This is a genomic window from Planomonospora sp. ID91781 (genome assembly GCF_015711595.1).
Lineage (GTDB): Bacteria > Actinomycetota > Actinomycetes > Streptosporangiales > Streptosporangiaceae > Planomonospora > Planomonospora parontospora.
Genome location: NZ_JABTEY010000001.1, coordinates 2247885 through 2264503 on the forward strand (window position 1 = coordinate 2247885; position 16619 = coordinate 2264503).

General features: G+C 73.7%; 13 protein-coding genes. 4 read left to right on the forward strand and 9 right to left on the reverse strand.

Translation table 11 applies throughout. The features are described 5' to 3' along the window. Positions 1-59: 59 nt before the first annotated feature. Positions 60-1739: a GspE/PulE family protein gene (locus tag HS048_RS10285; RefSeq protein WP_068894708.1), complete on the reverse strand. Its 1680-nt coding sequence runs from the start codon at positions 1737-1739 to the stop codon at positions 60-62. A 232-nt stretch (positions 1740-1971) separates the two neighbouring features. Here HS048_RS10285 and HS048_RS10290 point away from each other — a divergent pair, with 232 nt between their 5' ends. Next, positions 1972-3438 (forward strand): phosphoribosyltransferase family protein, encoded by a 1467-nt coding sequence (locus HS048_RS10290; protein ID WP_196466815.1) that lies wholly within the window; start codon positions 1972-1974, stop codon positions 3436-3438. Positions 3439-3624: 186 nt separating this feature from the next. Here the strand turns inward: HS048_RS10290 and HS048_RS38515 are convergent, their stop codons facing one another. From HS048_RS38515 to HS048_RS10305, 3 genes are all read right to left on the reverse strand, one after another. After that, positions 3625-4569, reverse strand: a complete 945-nt coding sequence (locus HS048_RS38515; RefSeq protein WP_196466816.1) for a hypothetical protein — start codon at positions 4567-4569, stop codon at positions 3625-3627. A 259-nt stretch (positions 4570-4828) separates the two neighbouring features. Further along, positions 4829-5722, reverse strand: coding sequence for a serine/threonine-protein kinase (locus HS048_RS10300; protein ID WP_068894712.1), 894 nt, complete (start codon positions 5720-5722; stop codon positions 4829-4831). Between the two features lie 27 nt (positions 5723-5749). Further along, entirely contained in the window at positions 5750-7765 is a 2016-nt protein-coding gene (locus HS048_RS10305) for an N-6 DNA methylase (protein WP_196466817.1), read from the reverse strand. Positions 7766-7849: 84 nt separating this feature from the next. Between HS048_RS10305 and HS048_RS10310 the strand changes: the two genes are divergently transcribed. Next, positions 7850-8647, forward strand: a complete 798-nt coding sequence (locus HS048_RS10310) for a PP2C family serine/threonine-protein phosphatase (protein WP_196466818.1) — start codon at positions 7850-7852, stop codon at positions 8645-8647. A gap of 57 nt (positions 8648-8704) precedes the next feature. Here the strand turns inward: HS048_RS10310 and HS048_RS10315 are convergent, their stop codons facing one another. Both HS048_RS10315 and HS048_RS10320 read right to left on the reverse strand, forming a co-directional pair. After that, complete coding sequence (locus HS048_RS10315) at positions 8705-9178, reverse strand: hypothetical protein (protein ID WP_196466819.1); 474 nt, start codon at positions 9176-9178, stop codon at positions 8705-8707. A 502-nt stretch (positions 9179-9680) separates the two neighbouring features. After that, on the reverse strand, positions 9681-10445 hold the full coding sequence (locus HS048_RS10320; RefSeq protein ID WP_068894720.1) for a PP2C family serine/threonine-protein phosphatase: 765 nt from the start codon (positions 10443-10445) through the stop codon (positions 9681-9683). Positions 10446-10681: 236 nt separating this feature from the next. On the opposite strand from HS048_RS10320, the gene HS048_RS10325 reads away from it, so the two are divergent. Together HS048_RS10325 and HS048_RS10330 are read left to right on the forward strand one after the other, a co-directional pair. After that, complete coding sequence (locus HS048_RS10325) at positions 10682-12268, forward strand: peptide chain release factor 3 (protein WP_191894148.1); 1587 nt, start codon at positions 10682-10684, stop codon at positions 12266-12268. Positions 12269-12470: 202 nt separating this feature from the next. Further along, positions 12471-13451 carry a Gfo/Idh/MocA family protein gene (locus HS048_RS10330; RefSeq protein WP_068894724.1) on the forward strand — a complete coding sequence of 327 codons (981 nt, stop codon included), beginning with the start codon at positions 12471-12473 and terminating at the stop codon, positions 13449-13451. A gap of 102 nt (positions 13452-13553) precedes the next feature. Here the strand turns inward: HS048_RS10330 and HS048_RS10335 are convergent, their stop codons facing one another. From HS048_RS10335 to HS048_RS10345, 3 genes are all read right to left on the reverse strand, one after another. Then, entirely contained in the window at positions 13554-15041 is a 1488-nt protein-coding gene (locus tag HS048_RS10335; RefSeq protein WP_196466820.1) for a DUF2254 family protein, read from the reverse strand. Between the two features lie 71 nt (positions 15042-15112). Then, positions 15113-15706 (reverse strand): DUF3995 domain-containing protein, encoded by a 594-nt coding sequence (locus tag HS048_RS10340; protein WP_196466821.1) that lies wholly within the window; start codon positions 15704-15706, stop codon positions 15113-15115. A gap of 140 nt (positions 15707-15846) precedes the next feature. Next, on the reverse strand, positions 15847-16455 hold the full coding sequence (locus HS048_RS10345; RefSeq protein WP_068894729.1) for a hypothetical protein: 609 nt from the start codon (positions 16453-16455) through the stop codon (positions 15847-15849). Positions 16456-16619 lie beyond the last annotated feature (164 nt).

The following is a 16619-nucleotide window of genomic DNA, read 5'->3' on the forward strand; positions in this document are numbered from 1 at the left end:
TCGTCTCCGGATCCGAGGGCGGTGCGTGCCCGGATCCGGGAGGGCGGGCGACCCGTGCGTCAGATCGCGACGCGCAGGACCTCCTGGATCGAGGTCTGGCCCGCGGCGGCCTTGGCCAGGCCGTCGGTGCGCAGCGCGAGCATGCCCTGCGCCTCGGCGGTCCGCTGCACCTCGCTCGCCGAGGCGTGCTGGACGGTGAGGCGCTCGATCTCCGGGGACATCGGCATGACCTCGTGCAGCGCGATCCGGCCGCGGTAGCCGGTGTTCGCGCAGTTGCGGCAGCCGGCCGGCCGCCAGAGCCGCTCCGGCAGGGCCAGGTCGCCGGTGGGCCACCGGGCGCCGGCCAGCTCGGCCTCGGCGGGGGCGTACTCCTCCTTGCACCAGTCGCACAGCCTGCGCGCGAGCCGCTGGGCCAGCACGCAGTCGACGGACGAACCGACGAGGAAGGGCTCGATGCCCATCTCCGTCAGGCGCACGACGGCGCTGGGCGCGTCGTTGGTGTGCAGGGTGGAGAGCACGAGGTGGCCGGTGAGGGCGGCCTCGACGGCGAGCTGGGCCGTGGTCCGGTCGCGGATCTCACCGATCAGCACGACGTCGGGGTCCGAGCGCAGGATCGCCGGCAGCACGGCCGCGAAGGTCAGCCCGGCCTTGTGGTCCACCTGCACCTGGTTGATGCCGGGCAGGCGGTACTCGACCGGGTCCTCGACGGTGATGATGTTGACGGTGGGCTTGCTGATCGCCGCGAGGGTGGCGTAGAGCGTGGTCGACTTGCCGGAACCGGTCGGCCCGGTCACCAGCACCATGCCGTGCGGCTTGGTGAACGAGCCGGAGAAGCGGCGGTGGTTGTCCTCGGTGAAGCCGAGGCTGTCGAGCTTGAGGTTGATGCCGCCGGTGTCGAGGACGCGCAGCACGATCTTCTCGCCCCACACGGTGGGCAGGGTCGCGGTCCGCAGGTCGACCTTCCGGCCGTTGATCATGACGGTGATGCGGCCGTTCTGCGGGATCCGGCGCTCGGTGATGTCGACGTTCGACATGATCTTCAGACGGGAGATGAGGGCCGACTGCACGTGCCGGGGCACGGTGTCGACCTCGTGCAGCACGCCGTCGATGCGGTAGCGCACCCGCATGTCGTGCTCGGTCGGCTCCAGGTGCAGGTCCGAGGCGCGGTTCTGGATGCCCTGCTCCAGCAGCGAGTTGACGTACCGGACGATCGGCGCGTCCTCGTCGACGGAGTTCAGGTTCGAGACGGTCTCGGCCTGGTGCTCGGCGCGGAGCGTCTCGCCGAGGTCGCCGAGGTCGTTCTCCTCGCGCTTGAGCCGGTCCATGATGTGGCGCAGATCGCTGCGGGCCACCACGACGGGGCGGACCGTCAGCCCGGTCGCCGCGCGCACGTCGTCGAGGGCCAGCACGTCGCCCGGGTCGGTGATGCCGACCGTGATCTCGTGCGTGTCCTCGTCCAGGGAGAGGCCGAGGACACGGTGCCGCAGCATCAGGGAGAGCGGGATCTTGGCCATCGCGGCCGGGTCGATCGGGTAGCCGACCAGGTCGACGCTCTTGATCCCGTACTCGATCGCCGAGGCCTCGGTGAGCTGCCCCTCGGTGACGATGTTGTCGTGGATCAGCACCGCGCGCAGGGAGCGCCCGGTGCGCTCGGCCTCCCCGGCCGCCCGCTCCAGCGCCTGCGGGTCGACCCCCAGCTGCTTCAGTGCGTTGAGCAGCGGCGAGAATAGCTGGTTCATTTCACCCCTAGCAGCGGCCTTCGCCGACTCGGTCCCCGTTATGGAAACCCCATCGGCCGCCGGGCGCGCCATCTGAGCCACTTCTGAGCGGTTCGAGCCCGCTCCTCCGGTGGAGGCCGGCGCCGGACGAGCGCCGGACGGGGGCTTTTGGCGCGGCGGGGACCGGGTAGGGCTCCGGCGACGACCCCGGGCGGCCCGATGAGGGAGGGCGCCCGGCAGGGGGTGAACGGCGATGTTCTTCGACCGCCATGACGCGGGGACAAGGCTGGCCGAACGGCTGAGGGGCCATGCCGGAGGCGCGGGAACGGTCGTGGTGGGGCTGCCGAGAGGCGGTGTCCCGGTGGCGTCCGAGGTGGCGCGGGTCCTGGACGCGCCGCTGGACGTGATCGTGGTGCGCAAGCTCGGCGTGCCCGTCCAGCCGGAGCTGGGCTTCGGCGCCATCGGGGAGGGCGGGGTGCGCGTCGTCAACGACGACGTGGTGCGGGCCGCGCGGCTCACCGGCGAGGAGATGGCCCGGGTGGAGGAGGCCGAGCGGGCCGAGCTGGAACGCCGGGCCCGCCGCTTCCGCGGTGACCGCCCTCCCGTGGCCCTGGAGGGGCGCACCGTGATCGTGGTGGACGACGGGATCGCCACCGGCGGTACGGCCCGCGCCGCCTGCCGGGTCGCCCGGGCGCACGGCGCCTCACGGGTGGTGCTGGCGGTCCCGGTCGGGGCGCCGGAGGCGATCGAGAGCCTGCGCGGGGCCGCCGACGAGGTGGTGTGCCTGCTCGCTCCCGACGACCTGTTCGCCATCGGCGCCTGGTACCGCGACTTCGAGCAGACCTCCGACGCGCAGGTGGTCGAACTGCTCCGGCGGGCCGCCTCCACCCACGCCGCGGCCTCCGGGGCGAGCGGGCCCGCAAGAGGCGCGGCCGGGGCGGCCGAGGCGGTCGAGGCGGGTGGGTCCGGAAGGGACGTGACGAGGAGCGCGGCGGGGAAGAGCGCGGCGGGCAGGAGTGCGGCGCCGGGCGGGAACACGGCGGCGGAGAGCGGAGCCGGGGGCCGGGTCCCCGCCTTCACCGCGGAGGTCCAGGCGGACGCCGGGGACGTCCGGCTGCCCGGCCGGCTGGCCGTACCGGACGCGGCCGCCGGGGTGGTGGTCTTCGTGCACGGCAGCGGGAGCAGCCGGCACAGCCCGCGCAACCGCCAGGTCGCGACCGCCCTCTACCGCGCCGGCCTGGCCACTCTCCTGTTCGACCTGCTCACCCCGGACGAGGAGCTCGACCGCGGCAACGTCTTCGACGTGCCCCTGCTGGCCGGCCGGCTCGGCCGGGTCACCGGCTGGCTGCGCGGGCACCAGGGGGTCCGGGGCCTCCGGACCGCCTACTTCGGGGCCAGCACCGGGGCCGCCGCGGCGCTGTGGGCGGCCGCCGAGCCGGGGGCCGACATCGCCGCCGTCGTCTCCCGGGGCGGCCGGCCCGACCTGGCCGGGCCCCGGCTGCCCGCCGTACGGGCCGCGACCCTGCTGATCGTCGGCGGGGACGACGAGGCGGTGCTGGAGCTCAACCGGGCGGCGCAGCGGCGGCTGTGCTGCGAGAACAGCCTACGGATCGTCCCCGGCGCCACCCACCTGTTCGAGGAGCCGGGCGCCCTGGAGACCGTCTCGGAGTTCGCCCGCGACTGGTTCACCGCACACCTGGCGCCGGTCGCGCGGCGGTGAGCTGCCCCGTACGGCCGGCGGATCCGCGATCCCGGCAGGAGCCCCGGCCGGATGGGCGGGCCGAGCCGGGACGGGTCCGCGGACCGGAGGCGGGCTGGAGGAGATGGATCGAGCCGGAGGCGGGTCCACGACCGGACGGGCCGGACTGACGAGCTGGACCTGGCGAGCCGGACCTGGCGGGACGGATCATTTCTCGTCGCGGTCGGAGTCGACCGAGAAGACGATGGCGCCCTGGTAACCGTCGCCGTCCCCGACGACCTTCATCAGCATCGACGGCTCGTAGATGTTGTCGCCGTCGTTGAAGGTGTCCCGGCCGGTGTGCGCGGCGTACGGCTCCTTGGCGAACACCTCAGTGTTGAGGGCCTCGTCGAACATGACCTGCGTGGTCAGCGCGCGGACGTTGCTGACGTGCACCATGGCGTGGATGTGCACGGTCCGGCCGCGGTACCAGCCAGGCCAGACGGTGGTGAACCGCACGATCCCGCCGGTGTCGGTGACCTGCGCGCCGCGCAGGTAGCGCTTGTCGTCGGTCGGAGTCAGGTCGCCCATCTCGTTTCCGGCCCCGCCCGGAGCGCCGGTGGGCCGCTCGCCCGGCGTGCCCTGTCCCGGCCCTCCCGGCGGAGGCGTGCCTTGACCTGGTCCCCCCGGAGGCGTGCCCCGGCCCGGCCCGCCGGGCGGCGGCGTACCGCCTCCCGGGCCGCCCTGCCCCTGCGACAGGGACTCGGCGCCGGAGTACAGGCCCGCGGCGTCGCAGTGCCAGATCTCGACCACGACGTCGGGCAGAGGCTTGCAGGTCTCACTGTCCTGCACTTTGACGGCGACCTTCAGCCGGGTTCCCTCCCGGTCCTCGCGGATGTCGCTGCGGATCTTGTCGGCGTCGAAGTAGTACGGCCCCTGCGTCGTCTGCTCGGTCAGTTCGCAGGTGCCCGCGCCGGAGAAGAGGTCCGTCGGGTCGGTGGTCGTCTCCGTCCGCGGGGTGATCGTCGCGGTCGTCCCGGCGGACGTGGGGACGGCGGAGGGCTTCCCGGCCTCCCCGCCGCAGGCCGCGAGGATCGTCCCCAGCCCGATCGTCCCGACCCCGCTCAGCGCCGTCCGCCGGCTGACCCGCCGGCCCTCGTCGTCGTGTCCCATGGACTGTCTCCTCCCGGATGATCCGCCTGGGCAGAAGCTAGGAGGGGATGGTGAGGATTGTATGAGAACGGCCGGAGAATCCCCTGAGGACACGGCGGGACATGCCGCGACGGCTCCGGCCGCTGCACGTGTGCTCCACTCGTTGGCCTTCTCATGGCCGATGACGGTCCGGACCCTTCGATCCGCACAGGGGACCGGGGAACGGGACCGCCCCACGGGTGACGCTTCCGTGGCGGGGCCGGGGCGGGCGGCCTCCGTCTCAGGCCAGGACGCGGCCGACCACGCGGGCGTACATCCGCACCGGGCTGGCGGCCGACGGCGGGCTGAGGAAGCCGGGGAGCATGGGGAGGTCCACCGCGAACCGCTGGAGCCGCTCGTAGAGCTCGTCGGCGCCGGCCGGGCGGCGGTCGGGGTCCTTCTCCAGCAGTTCCCCGATCAGCCGGTCGAGCCCGCCGGGCACGCCGGGGACGGGCGGCGGGCGCTCGTTGACCTGCCGCTCGAACACGGCGTACTCGGTGGGGCCGGTGAACAGCTGCCTGCCGGTCAGCATCTCGTGGATCACGCAGCCCAGCGCGTACAGGTCGCTGCGCGGGCCGGCCAGGCCGCGCTGGATCTGCTCGGGGGCCATGTAGGCGGGGGTGCCGAGCAGCTGGCCGACCCGGGTGAACCGGGTGGAGCCGGTCTCGCGGAACATCGCCAGACCGAAGTCCAGGACCTTGACGCTCCCGTCGGGGCAGAGCATCAGGTTGGTCGGCTTGAGGTCGCGGTGGCAGATCGAGAGCGCGTGCGCGGCGGAGAGCACCGCGCAGGCCTGGGCGGCGATGGCGGCGGCCCACGGGACCGGGAGCGGGCCGTGCTCGCTGACCAGGTCGGCCACGGTGACGCCGTCGATGAACTGCATCACCTGGAACAACCGCTGGTCGAAGGTGCCGAAGTCGTACAGCACGGGTGCGCCGGGATGCTCCAGCCGGGCCAGGATGCGGGCCTCGCGGAGGAAACGGCGCTGCAGCTCCTCGTCGGGACCGGTGTGCAGGCGCAGGAACTTGACGGCCACCCGCCGGTCGAGGTGCCTGTCATGGCCGGCGTAGACCGCGCCCATGCCTCCCTGCCCCAGGGGGAGGTCGTCGAGAACGTACCGGTCGCCGATGACCATGCGGCCCTCCCCGCGGACTCCCGGGACTCACACCCCTCGGTCGCACGGCCTCAGGTGGCCGTCGACCAGTCCGTCAAAGCTTAGCCTGATCAAGGTCTCTCCCCGTGCCGCCGTCTCACGGAGCCCGTCCTCCAGCGCGGTCAGCTCGCGGAAGGCCGCGCCGTACCGGCGCTGCTCGGTGATCGGCAGCATCGGCACCCGGGCTCGCCGCACGTCGAGCCGGCTGGAGCCGGGGTGGGCGGACCGCCCGGCGGAGCGCAGGCATCCGGCCAGGAAGTGGGGGTCGAGCCGGGAGGGGTCCACCCGGTAGAGGGTGAGCTGCGGTCCCAGCGCCGCGCCCGGCTCGGCGACCACCCGGACCGCGCCCAGGGCGGTGGCCACGACGTCGCCGGGCCTGACCATGACCAGCGCGGGGTCGAGCACGGTGCCCCCGGAGGGCGGCGCGCCCGCTGCGGCGTCCTCGGCGGTCAGGACCGGGACGGGCCCGGCGCCGGAGGCCATCCTCGGCGGGGCCGTCAGGACGGTGACCAGGCCGGCCTTGGCCAGCTCACCGATCGTGGTGACCGGGAGGTCGTGGCGCTCGGGCGGCGGCTCCAGGGCGGGAGGCGCGTCCGCCAGCGTGGCCGAGGCCGCCCGGAACCGGTCCAGCGCGTCGCCGAAGTCGCGGGCGAAGTCCAGCGCGCCCTGCTGCGGGCGGTGCCGGGCGGGGGTCAGGTCGACCTCGTCGTCGAGCAGGTCGATGATCCGGATCGTACGGCCGGCGCCGGACGGCTCGGCCTCCGGGTCCTCGAGGTAGGCGCGCCAGGCGGGCTCCACCGCCGACAGGTCCTCGGCCGCGTCCACCAGCAGCAGGCGGGAGGGAGGCCGGCCCCCGTCGGGACGGCGCAGCAGCCACAGGTCGGGCCCGCCCGGGGCGAGGCTGACGACGGCCCGCAGGGCACCGGCCCGCAGCAGGTTGCCCCGGATGCGCTTGCCCGGGCGGCGGCCGGCCGCGGCGGCGGGCATCAGGATCGCCACCAGCCCTCCGGGCCGCACGTGGGCCAGGCAGTGCTGCACCCAGGCGAGCTCGGACTCGCCGCGGGGCGGCAGGCCGTACTCCCAGCGGGGGTCGCCGGTCAGCTCCTCGTAGCCCCACGCGCGCTCGTTGAACGGCGGGTCGCAGACCACCGCGTCGGCGAGCTCGCCGGCCAGGCGGTCCTCGCGGAGCGAGTCACCGGCGGTGATCCGGGCGGGTGTGCCGCGCAGCAGCAGCCGGACCGCGGCGAGCCGGGCGTTCGTCTCGCTGAGCTCCTGGCCGATCGGCGTGCCCGCGGGCAGCAGGAGCGTGCCGACGCCGCAGGCCGGGTCCAGCACGGTGCCGCCGTCCGGGACGACCAGCCGGGTCATCAGCGCGGCCACGTCCTCCCTGGTCACCGCGAGCTGCCGGGAGTGGGCCTCGGCGTAGCGCTCGCAGAGGAACTCGAACGCCGCCAGCGGGCCGTCCGCCGCGGCCAGCCGGGCGACCAGCCGGAGCAGGGCGCGGTCGTCGGGTGGCGGCTCGGCGGAGCCGGGCAGGTCGGCCGTGGCGGCCGCGACACGCTCGGCGAGGGTCCGCCCGGCGAGGGGTTGCTCGGGGAGGGGCTGCCCGCCGTTCCCGCCGCGTACGGCGCGCTCACCGTCCCCGTCGTGCCCGTCGTCTCCGCCGTGCCCGTCGCGTCCCGGAGGGGGGCGCAGGCCGTACTCGTCCCAGGCGCCGGGCTCGCGGTGCAGGAAGAGCAGGAAGGCGCCGATCCGGCCCACCAGCCCGCCCAGCCGCAGGTCGTCGGCGGTGGTCCGGATCCGCTGCCAGACCAGGTCGCCGAGGGAGACCTCGAAGGGCTTGCCGTTGCCGCGCAGCCACGCGGCGACCTCGGAGAGGGAGAAGAGCGGGCTGGAGGCGGTGCCGCCGACCGGCTGCGGGAAGTCCTCGTGGCGGCGGCGCCAGTTGCTGACGGCGGCCCGTCCCACGTCGGCGAGCCGGGCGATGTCGCCCGCGTTGACGGTGATGTCCCGGCTCTCCTCCATAGGCAGTCAGAGTAGTTGACTAGGCTGAAACGGTCTACAACATCTTTGCTTGTGAAGTGCTTCAACCAGTGCTTTACTGCCCTCATGGCACAAAACGAAGGACTGGCACTGCGCTACGCCGCCCGCTCCGATGTCGGGGTCCGCCGCGAGTCCAACGAGGACTCGGGTTACGCCAGCGCCCGCCTGCTGGCCGTCGCCGACGGGATGGGCGGCCACGCGGGCGGAGAGGTCGCCAGCTCGCTCGCCGTCACCACCCTGGCCGCGCTGGACGAGCGCCTCCCGGTGACGGGCGCCGACCTGCAGGACGCCCTCAGGGGCGTCGCCAGGGACGTCAACCACGCGCTGCGCGAGATGGCCGAGCGCGAGCCCGCGCTGCGCGGGATGGGCACCACCTTCACCGCCATGCTCTGGGACGGCGCCGCGTTCGCGCTGGCCCACGTCGGAGACTCCCGCGCCTACATGCTGCGCGACGGCGCCCTCTTCCAGATCACCCACGACCACACCCTCGTCCAGTCGCTGGTGGACGACGGGCGGATCACCCCCGAGCAGGCGGCCGAGCACCCGCGCCGGTCGATGGTCCTGCGCGTGCTGGAGGGGACCGGCGACGGGGAGCTGGACCTGACCCTGCGCGAGGCGCGGCCGGGTGACCGCTACCTGCTCTGCTCCGACGGCCTGACCGCCGTGGTCGGCCCGGAGACCCTGTTCAACACCCTCACCGACGTCGGCGACCCCGACGAGGCCGCCCGCCTCCTGATCGACCTGGCCAACCGGGGTGGCGGCCCGGACAACATCACCTGCGTCATCGCCGACTTCGGCCCCCACCCGGCCTCCGCGGAGCGCCTCGTCGTCGGTGCCGCGACCGAGCGGAGGCTGACTCCCTGAGGGCTCCCCGGCGGCCCCCGGCATCCGGTGCCCGCCGTGCGGACGGGCCGGTGCGCGTCATCTGAGCCCGGTCACGTGACCCGTGCCCAGACGCCGGAGCAGGAGGGCCGTCCGGGAGGCCGCTTCGGCCTCCGGCCCGATCCGGTGGCCCGAATCGACGGCGTCCGCCATCGCCGCCAGCTCGTGCGGCGGCAGCAGGCCGCGCCGCCCGCCCAGCCGCAGCGGGACCTTCCGGCCGCCCCGCTCCTGGGCGTACAGGCACAGGTGGGGGATCCGGCCGCCCGCGGAGCGGCGGTCACGGGCCCGGGAGCGGTCGGGGAAGGAGTCCAGCCAGACCCGGGCGCGGGAGAGATCCACCCGGCGCGTGGTGAACGCGCCGCGAACCTCCAGGACGTTCCCCTCCAGCCTTGCGCGGAAGCGGAGGACGCCGAGAAGCGCGACGAGGAAGACCGTCATGATCATGGCCGGGGGTACCACGAGGAGCCAGGAGGCGAGGGAGGAACGGTCGATGGGCCGCTCCGCGTTCTCCACGACCAGCGAGATCGCCGGCAGGGGGAGGCCGAGAAGGGGACGGACAGCAGCACGGCGAAGACCTTCCGCCCGGCGCCCGGGCCGGTGCTCAGTCCCATGCGACCCGGCCGGTCGGCGGACGCCTTCCCGGGGGATCGGGAGGCCGGGCCGTGTCCGTGCCGCCCGGGACCCGGCCGCCGGGCCCCGTCCGGGGAGGTCATGCCGCGCATCGTCCGCGTCGCAGGGGGAGCCGCATCCTAGGCACTCGTGATCATGTAGGCGAGGCCGACGAGGATGACGACGGGGATGAGCCAGACGACGGCCTCGCGGGCGAATTCCTTGTACACGGCGACGTCCCTTCGCGAGAGCGGGGTGGCCGGAGACGGACCCGGGAGATCGACGATAGCCGCCGCAGGGGAACCCGGCCAAGGGGCGCGCAGCCCGGCGGCCCGCGGCGCGGCAGGCCGTACGGCGCGGCGGTCCGCGGCACCGGTCCCGGCGCGGGCCGTACGGCGCGGCGGTCCTACGGCGCGGCGGCGCCGACGATCACCGGGGCGTCCTGCGCGGGTCCCGGCTCGTCGATCACGTCGGCCACCACGCAGGTGATGTTGTCGGGGCCGCCGGCGTCGCAGGCGAGTTCGATGAGCGTGCGGGTGACGGTGTCGAGGTCGTCGATCGTGGCGAGCACGTGCCGGAGCCGGTCGGCGTCGACCACCCCGGACAGGCCGTCGGAGCAGAGCAGGTAGCGGTCGCCCACCTCGGCGTCCCGCAGCGACAGGTCGACCTCGATGGTGTCGCTGCCGTCCAGGACCTGGAGCAGGATCGACCGGTGCGGGTGGCGGGCCGCCTCCTCGGCGGTGATCCGGCCGTCGTCCATCAGGGTCTGGACGAGCGTGTGGTCGTAGGTGATCTGGTAGAGGTCGCCCTCGCGCAGCAGGTAGGCGCGGGAGTCACCGATGTGGGCCAGGGCCACGCGCGGCCCGTCCCAGAGCATCAGGGTCAGCGTGGTGCCCATCCCGGTGAGGCTCGGGTCCTGCTCGACCATCTCGCGCAGGCGACGGTTGGCGCGGTGGACACCGTTCTCCGCGGCGGCGACGAGGTCGGGCGGGCACTCGTGGTCCAGGGGCGCGACCGTGGCGACCGCGGCCGCGCTGGCGACCTCCCCGCCCACGTGGCCGCCCATCCCGTCGGCGACGGCCAGCAACCGGGGGCCCGCGTAGGCGGAGTCCTCGTTGCCCTGGCGGACCCGGCCGACATCGGAACCCGCCGCATAGCGAAGCGTGATCATCTGCACATCACTGCTGAAACGTCGAGTCGCACGAGTGAATCGCTTTCGGACGGTCGGTACGGGCACGAGATCTCCCAACGATCCACTGTGCGCCCGTACTGGCGCAAGCGGCCCGGGGAAGTGTCGTCACATCAATCGGCGCGCGCGGCGGCGCGTAAGCTGTTCCGGCACTCTGGATGAGAGTACGGACGACAGTACCCGGACGCGAGTCCCCACGGCACGGCGAGGAGAAGACGATGAGCACCGCGATCGCGCAGGAGGCGGCGCGGCGCCGCACGTTCGCGGTGATCAGCCACCCCGACGCCGGAAAGTCGACCATGACGGAGGCGCTGGCGCTGCACGCCTCGGCGATCACCGAGGCCGGCGCCGTGCACGGCAAGGCCGGGCGGCGCGGCGTGACCTCCGACTGGATGGACATGGAGAAGGCCCGGGGCATCTCCATCACCTCGGCCGCCCTCCGCTTCGAGTACCGCGGGCACATGTTCAACCTGGTGGACACGCCCGGCCACGCCGACTTCTCCGAGGACACCTACCGCGTGCTGGCCGCCGTCGACTGCGCGGTCATGCTGCTCGACGCGGCCAAGGGCATGGAGCCGCAGACCCTGAAGCTCTTCGAGGTCTGCCGCCACCGGCGCATCCCCGTCATCACGTTCGTCAACAAGTGGGACCGGCCCGGCCGCGAGGCGCTGGAACTGCTGGACGAGATCCAGGAGAAGACTGGCCTCAAGCCCACCCCCATCACCTGGCCGATCGGCACCGGCGGCTTCTTCCACGGGGTGATCGACCGGATCGCCGACCGGGCCGTCCGCTACACCCGCACGCCCGGCGGCGCCACCAAGGCCATCGAGACCGAGCTCACCCCCGAGCGGGCGGTCGCCGAGATCGGCGAGGACTGGGAGCGGTCGAGGGACGAGGCCGACCTGCTCACGGCGATCGGGTCCGACCACGACCAGAAGGCGTTCGAGTCCCACGAGACGACCCCGGTGCTGTTCGGTGCGGCGCTGTCCAACTTCGGCGTCGGCCGCCTGCTGGACGCCATGGTGGACCTCGCCCCGCCGCCCGCGCCCCGCCCCGACGTCAAGGGCGACCCGCGCCCGCTGGAGGAGCCGTTCTCCGGTCTGGTCTTCAAGGTCCAGGCCAACATGGACCCCTCGCACCGCGACCGGATCGCGTTCGTCCGGGTCTGCTCCGGCCGCTTCGAGCGCGGCATGGTGCTCACCCACGCGGCGACCGGGCGCCCCTTCGCCACCAAGTACGCCCAGTCGGTCTTCGGCCAGGAGCGCGCCACGATCGACGAGGCCTATCCCGGTGACGTGATCGGCCTGGTCAACGCCACGGCCCTGCGGCCGGGCGACACCCTCTACGACGGCCGCGCGGTCGAGTTCCCGAAGATCCCGAGCTTCGCGCCGGAGCACTTCTGGACCGCGCGGGTCCGCGACTCCAGCCGGTCCAAGCAGTTCCGCAAGGGCATCGAGCAGATGGAGGCCGAGGGCGTCGTCCAGGTGCTCCGCTCCGAGATCCGCGGCGACCAGTCGCCGGTGCTCGCGGCGGTCGGCCCGATGCAGTTCGACGTGGTCAAGCACCGGCTGGCCGGGGAGTTCAACACCGAGATCGCCCTGGACCGGCTCGACTTCAGCCTGGCCCGCCTCACCGACGCCGAGTCGGCGCCCGTCCTGACCCGCCAGCGCGGGGTCGAGGTCCTCACCCGGACCATCGACGGGGCGCTGCTGGCGCTGTTCACCGACGAGTGGCGGATGCGCGGCGTCCTGCGCGACCACCCGGACCTGGTCCTGGAGCCGCTGCTCGCCGACACCCGAGCCTGACGGCACGGCCCGCCGTACGGCCCCGTCCCCGGGCGGCGGGCCGCGACCGTGCTCGTACGGCGGGTCGTGTGTCCGTACGGCGTGCGGCGTGGACGTGCGGACGGTCCCGCGCGCTGCGTGGAGGGTCCGGTGTACCGCGTGGGTGGTCCGACGTGGTGGGAGCGTTCCCACCACTTGTCCAGGCATGATGTGATATGTCGTTATGAGCACGATTAAGTGGGGCATCCTGGCGACCGGCGGCATCGCCGCGACCTTCACCGAGGACCTGAAGCTGCTGCCGGACGCCGAGGTGGTCGCCGTCGGGTCCCGGTCGATCGCGAGCGCGCAGGCCTTCGCCGACCGCCACGGCATCCCCCGCGCCCACGGCACCTGGGCCGACCTGGCCGCCGACCCCGAGGTGGACATCGTCTACGTCGCCACCCCGCACAGCGCCCACTACGACGCCGTCACGACCTGCCTGAACGCCGGCAAGGCCGTCCTGTGCGAGAAGCCGTTCACCCTCGACCGGGCCCGGGCCGCGGAGCTGGTGGACCTGGCGCGCGAGCGCGGGCTGTTCCTCATGGAGGCCATGTGGATGCGCTGCAACCCGGCGATCCGCAGAATCGTCGAGCTGGTCCGGGAGGGCGTTCTCGGCCCGGTGAACACCGTGCACGCCGACTTCGGCATCTCCGTCGAGGTCGGTCCCGACCACCGGCTCCGCGACCCCGCGCTGGGCGGCGGCGCCCTGATGGACCTGGGCGTCTACCCGGTCTCCTTCGCCCACATGCTGCTCGGCGCCCCGGAGAGGGTGCAGTCTTGGGCTCGCCTGACCCCCGAGGGCGTGGACGAGAACACCGGCATGCTCTTCGGCTACGAGGACGGCGCCGTCGCGGTGCTCTCCTGCGGCATCACCACGCACAGCCCGGTCACGGCCTCGGTCTCCGGGCCGCTCGGCCGGATCGAGCTGCCGCACCTGTTCTTCCGGCCGGAGGCCTTCACGCTGTACCGGACGGACGGGGAGCCGGAGACCTTCCAGGTGCCCTTCGACGGCAACGGCATGAACCACGAGGCCGTCGAGGCCATGCGCTGCCTGCGCGAGGGGCTGCTGGAGAGCCCGCTCGTGCCCTGGCGGTCGACGCTCGAGGTGATGGGCATCCTGGACGAGGTCCGCGCCCAGGCGGGGGTGCGCTTCCCCGGCGAATGACCCGGCCCGGTGTCCGCGGTCCGGCGGTCGTGGCCCGGGCACCCCGTGCCGACCGTCGCACCACCGGGCCCGTCCCCGGTGGCGGACCGTCCTGCTCGGAGGTCATTCCGGATGGGCGGCCTCGGGCTCGTCGGACGGCTTCGGCAGGAGCCGGTCGGTGGACTCCCACAGCAGGGCGCGCACCCGCGCGACCCGGGACGCGTCGTGCCCGCACTCGTCCATGACGCGCTCCAGGTCCCGCAGCGCCTCGGTGAGCTCCGGGAGCTCCGCGTGCTGGATCACGGACGGGAGGACGCCGTCGAGGGTCGCGTCGAACGCGGCCCGCTCGTCGTCGCGGCGCAGGCGCGGGGCGACGCCCGCGAACGCGCGCAGCAGCTCCGCGCAGGTCTGCGCCTGCCGCGACTCGGCACTGGCGATCATGGCCGTGGCGAGTGATTCCAGGACACGGGGGACGACGCCGTCGACGTACACGACGGGCAGCTCCTCCGGCCGGTCGGCGCGGTCCGATCGGTCCCGCTCCCCGGCGATGAGCCAGCGCGCCAGCAGATCGCGCAGCGCCCGCACGGCGGTCACCGCGGTCTGGGGGCTCTGCTGTGCGCTCGACGAGGCCGCCCAGGCGATGTTCTCCAGCTGGTCGGTCGCGTAGCCGCACTCCACCTCCACGTCGCGGATGTCGTCCAGGCCGAAGGCGGAGCGCACCGCGTCGTCCCAGGACCCGTCGTCCGGGGCGACCCCGGCCAGCCTGGCCACCACGTCACCGAAGACCACGTATTCGCCCAGCCGGCCCTCCACGATGACCTCGACGGCACCGGCCTCTCCTGCGCTCCCGTCGCCCGCGGCCCGCCCGGCCGCCCGCGCCGTACCGGCGAGCCCGTCCATGTCGACGCTGACCACGTATCCGCTGTCGTAGACCGTCACGGCGCGCTCCGGTACGCCCTCCGGGCTCCTCCGCCGCGCGCGGACCCGGCCGAGCATGGACAGTTCCCGTTCGCGGGCGCGGAGGGCGAGCTCGTGGATGGACCGGATCACCGACTGCGGGCGCATCTGGTCGATGCTGCCGTGGATGAGCAGGAGCAGGACGACCAGCGCGACGATCGTGAGCACGAAGGCGACCGCGGCTCCGTAGACGGGCGGGGGATCCTGCCGGGCCAGACCGAGGACGAGGAAGGAGAAGGCCGACAGCCCGATGAAGAAGCCGAAGTAGACCTGGTTGGCGGTGCGGCGCAGGAACTGGTCGAAGACCACCGCGGTCAGCGATCCGGCGGTCTGCTGGACCGCGAGCAGGAGGACCGAGAACGTGATCGAAGTGACCGTCACGACGCTCGTCGCCACCGCCGAGACGAACTCGACCGACCCCTCCCCGGGCACCATGCGCGAGGCCCACTCCCGCAGTGGGGCCTCGTCATCCGCCGACGCGTCCAGGACGGACGTCAGCACACCGGCCGCGGAGAAGGCGAGGATGATCAGCAGGGGCAGCCGGAGGAACTCGGCGACCCCGCGACGGAGCCGCCCGGCTTCGTGCAGCCCTCCGGAACTGCGCAGCGGATCGTGCAGCGCGGCCCGGCGCTCCTTCCGTCCGGCGGCGGTCATCCCTGCCTCCTGTCGGTCCTGGCGTCTGGGGACTCACGTCACCAGACGGGCATCCCCATCCCGGCGCCGTCCTATCCGACGCCCGCCGCCAGCATCCCCGCCGAGAGGACCAGGGCCCCGATCCCGCCGGCGGCTCCGGCGGCCACCTCGCCGCGCCGACCGGACGGCGGGCTCAGCCGGGCGCGTGCCGCCACGGCGAACAGGACGCCGCCGGCCATGAACCACGGCCCCCACAGGTAGGTGTACCAGCGGCTCACGGGGAGCACGTCCGGGGCGAGCACGACGGAGCCGGTCTCGACGAGGACGCCCTGCACCACGAAGAGGGCGCCGTGCCAGAACAGCAGGACGCCCGCGCCCCAGGCGGCGAACTGGAGGAGCAGGCTCATCCTCCGGCCCCAGGGCCCGCGGGCGAGGGCGAGACCCAGCAGCCCGCCGACGACCTTGAGGACACCGGTGATCCACAGGGTGACCACGAACCAGGTGACCCCCTCCTCCACCAGCCGGACCAGGGAGGGGGAGATCGTCGTGGTCGCGCCCGCCGTACCGCCCAGGGCCCAGTAGAAGCTCGGCACGGCGAAGACGAACCCCCAGGCCGCCGCCGCGTAGCCGGGCCACCGCCGGCGGGGGCGCGCCGACTCCCGTTCTCCGGATCGTGATCTCGTCATGCCCGCACGCTACAGCGGGCGGCTCCGGCTCCTCGGCGGCTCCCCGGCCGGGCGGCCCGCTCCCGCCGCATCGGCCGGCCACCGCGAGCGGGGGCGCGGCGGTCAGCCGGTGCGGCGGCCGCGTCCCGGAGCCTTCTCGCTCAGACCCGTTCCCAGTCGTGGCGTTCCAGGAAGGCGCGGTTGTCGACGGCGTACTCGGCGAAGGCGTCCTGGACCGTCTCCAGGTCGGCGACGTGCGTGCGGTACATGGCGTTGCGGACGCTGTCCTTGTACTCCAGCTCGTAGCCGCCGGGTTCCGGGGAGGTCTGGATGAAGTGCTCGCCGAAGACGACCAGGGCGGTGAAGGGGTTCTGCGGGCCCATCGTGGCCAGCGCGTCGTGGACGAGCTGGAGGTCGGGGTCGATCAGGATCATCCCGTCGCCCGTGTGCATCTGCATACCGGGGTAGGCGCCCAGCGGCTCGCGGTTGTGCACCAGTCGGCGCTGCGGGTCGTAGCAGACCAGCTCGCACTCCCGGGCCGCCTCGAAGGCCACCCCCGACACCTCGTCGGACCGTTCGCGCTCCACGGTGACGAGGGCGTACTCCGGGGAGACCTGCCGGGCCTCGGGCAGGCGCTCGGCGAACGCCGCCACCCCGGGATGCGCCGCGGCGGCGTCGGGCTCCCCGCGGCGCAGCGCCTGGAAGACGTTCTCCGCGTGTTCCTTGGTGATCGGCTTGGGCTCGTACCAGACGGCCAGTTTGAAGCTCACGCTTCCATCGTCCTACAGCCCCCGCGGAGAACCGGTCTCCGCCCGCGGCGGCGGCGGGTTTCTCACCGGCCCGCGGGAACCGGGAGACTCGGGACGGGGCCCGGCCGCGCCGTGGACCGATCGATCGGACCGAGGGACCGGGAGGCTCGGGACGGAGCCCGGCC

What these genes read in the sequence shown, in the direction of transcription:
- HS048_RS10285 (WP_068894708.1), bottom strand. Translation starts at nt 1,739, where the DNA reads ATGAACCAGCTATTCTCGCCGCTGCTCAACGCACTGAAGCAGCTGGGG.
- HS048_RS10290 (WP_196466815.1), top strand. Translation starts at nt 1,972, where the DNA reads ATGTTCTTCGACCGCCATGACGCGGGGACAAGGCTGGCCGAACGGCTG.
- HS048_RS38515 (WP_196466816.1), bottom strand. Translation starts at nt 4,569, where the DNA reads ATGGGACACGACGACGAGGGCCGGCGGGTCAGCCGGCGGACGGCGCTG.
- HS048_RS10300 (WP_068894712.1), bottom strand. Translation starts at nt 5,722, where the DNA reads ATGGTCATCGGCGACCGGTACGTTCTCGACGACCTCCCCCTGGGGCAG.
- HS048_RS10305 (WP_196466817.1), bottom strand. Translation starts at nt 7,765, where the DNA reads ATGGAGGAGAGCCGGGACATCACCGTCAACGCGGGCGACATCGCCCGG.
- HS048_RS10310 (WP_196466818.1), top strand. Translation starts at nt 7,850, where the DNA reads ATGGCACAAAACGAAGGACTGGCACTGCGCTACGCCGCCCGCTCCGAT.
- HS048_RS10320 (WP_068894720.1), bottom strand. Translation starts at nt 10,445, where the DNA reads ATGATCACGCTTCGCTATGCGGCGGGTTCCGATGTCGGCCGGGTCCGC.
- HS048_RS10325 (WP_191894148.1), top strand. Translation starts at nt 10,682, where the DNA reads ATGAGCACCGCGATCGCGCAGGAGGCGGCGCGGCGCCGCACGTTCGCG.
- HS048_RS10330 (WP_068894724.1), top strand. Translation starts at nt 12,471, where the DNA reads ATGAGCACGATTAAGTGGGGCATCCTGGCGACCGGCGGCATCGCCGCG.
- HS048_RS10335 (WP_196466820.1), bottom strand. Translation starts at nt 15,041, where the DNA reads ATGACCGCCGCCGGACGGAAGGAGCGCCGGGCCGCGCTGCACGATCCG.
- HS048_RS10340 (WP_196466821.1), bottom strand. Translation starts at nt 15,706, where the DNA reads ATGACGAGATCACGATCCGGAGAACGGGAGTCGGCGCGCCCCCGCCGG.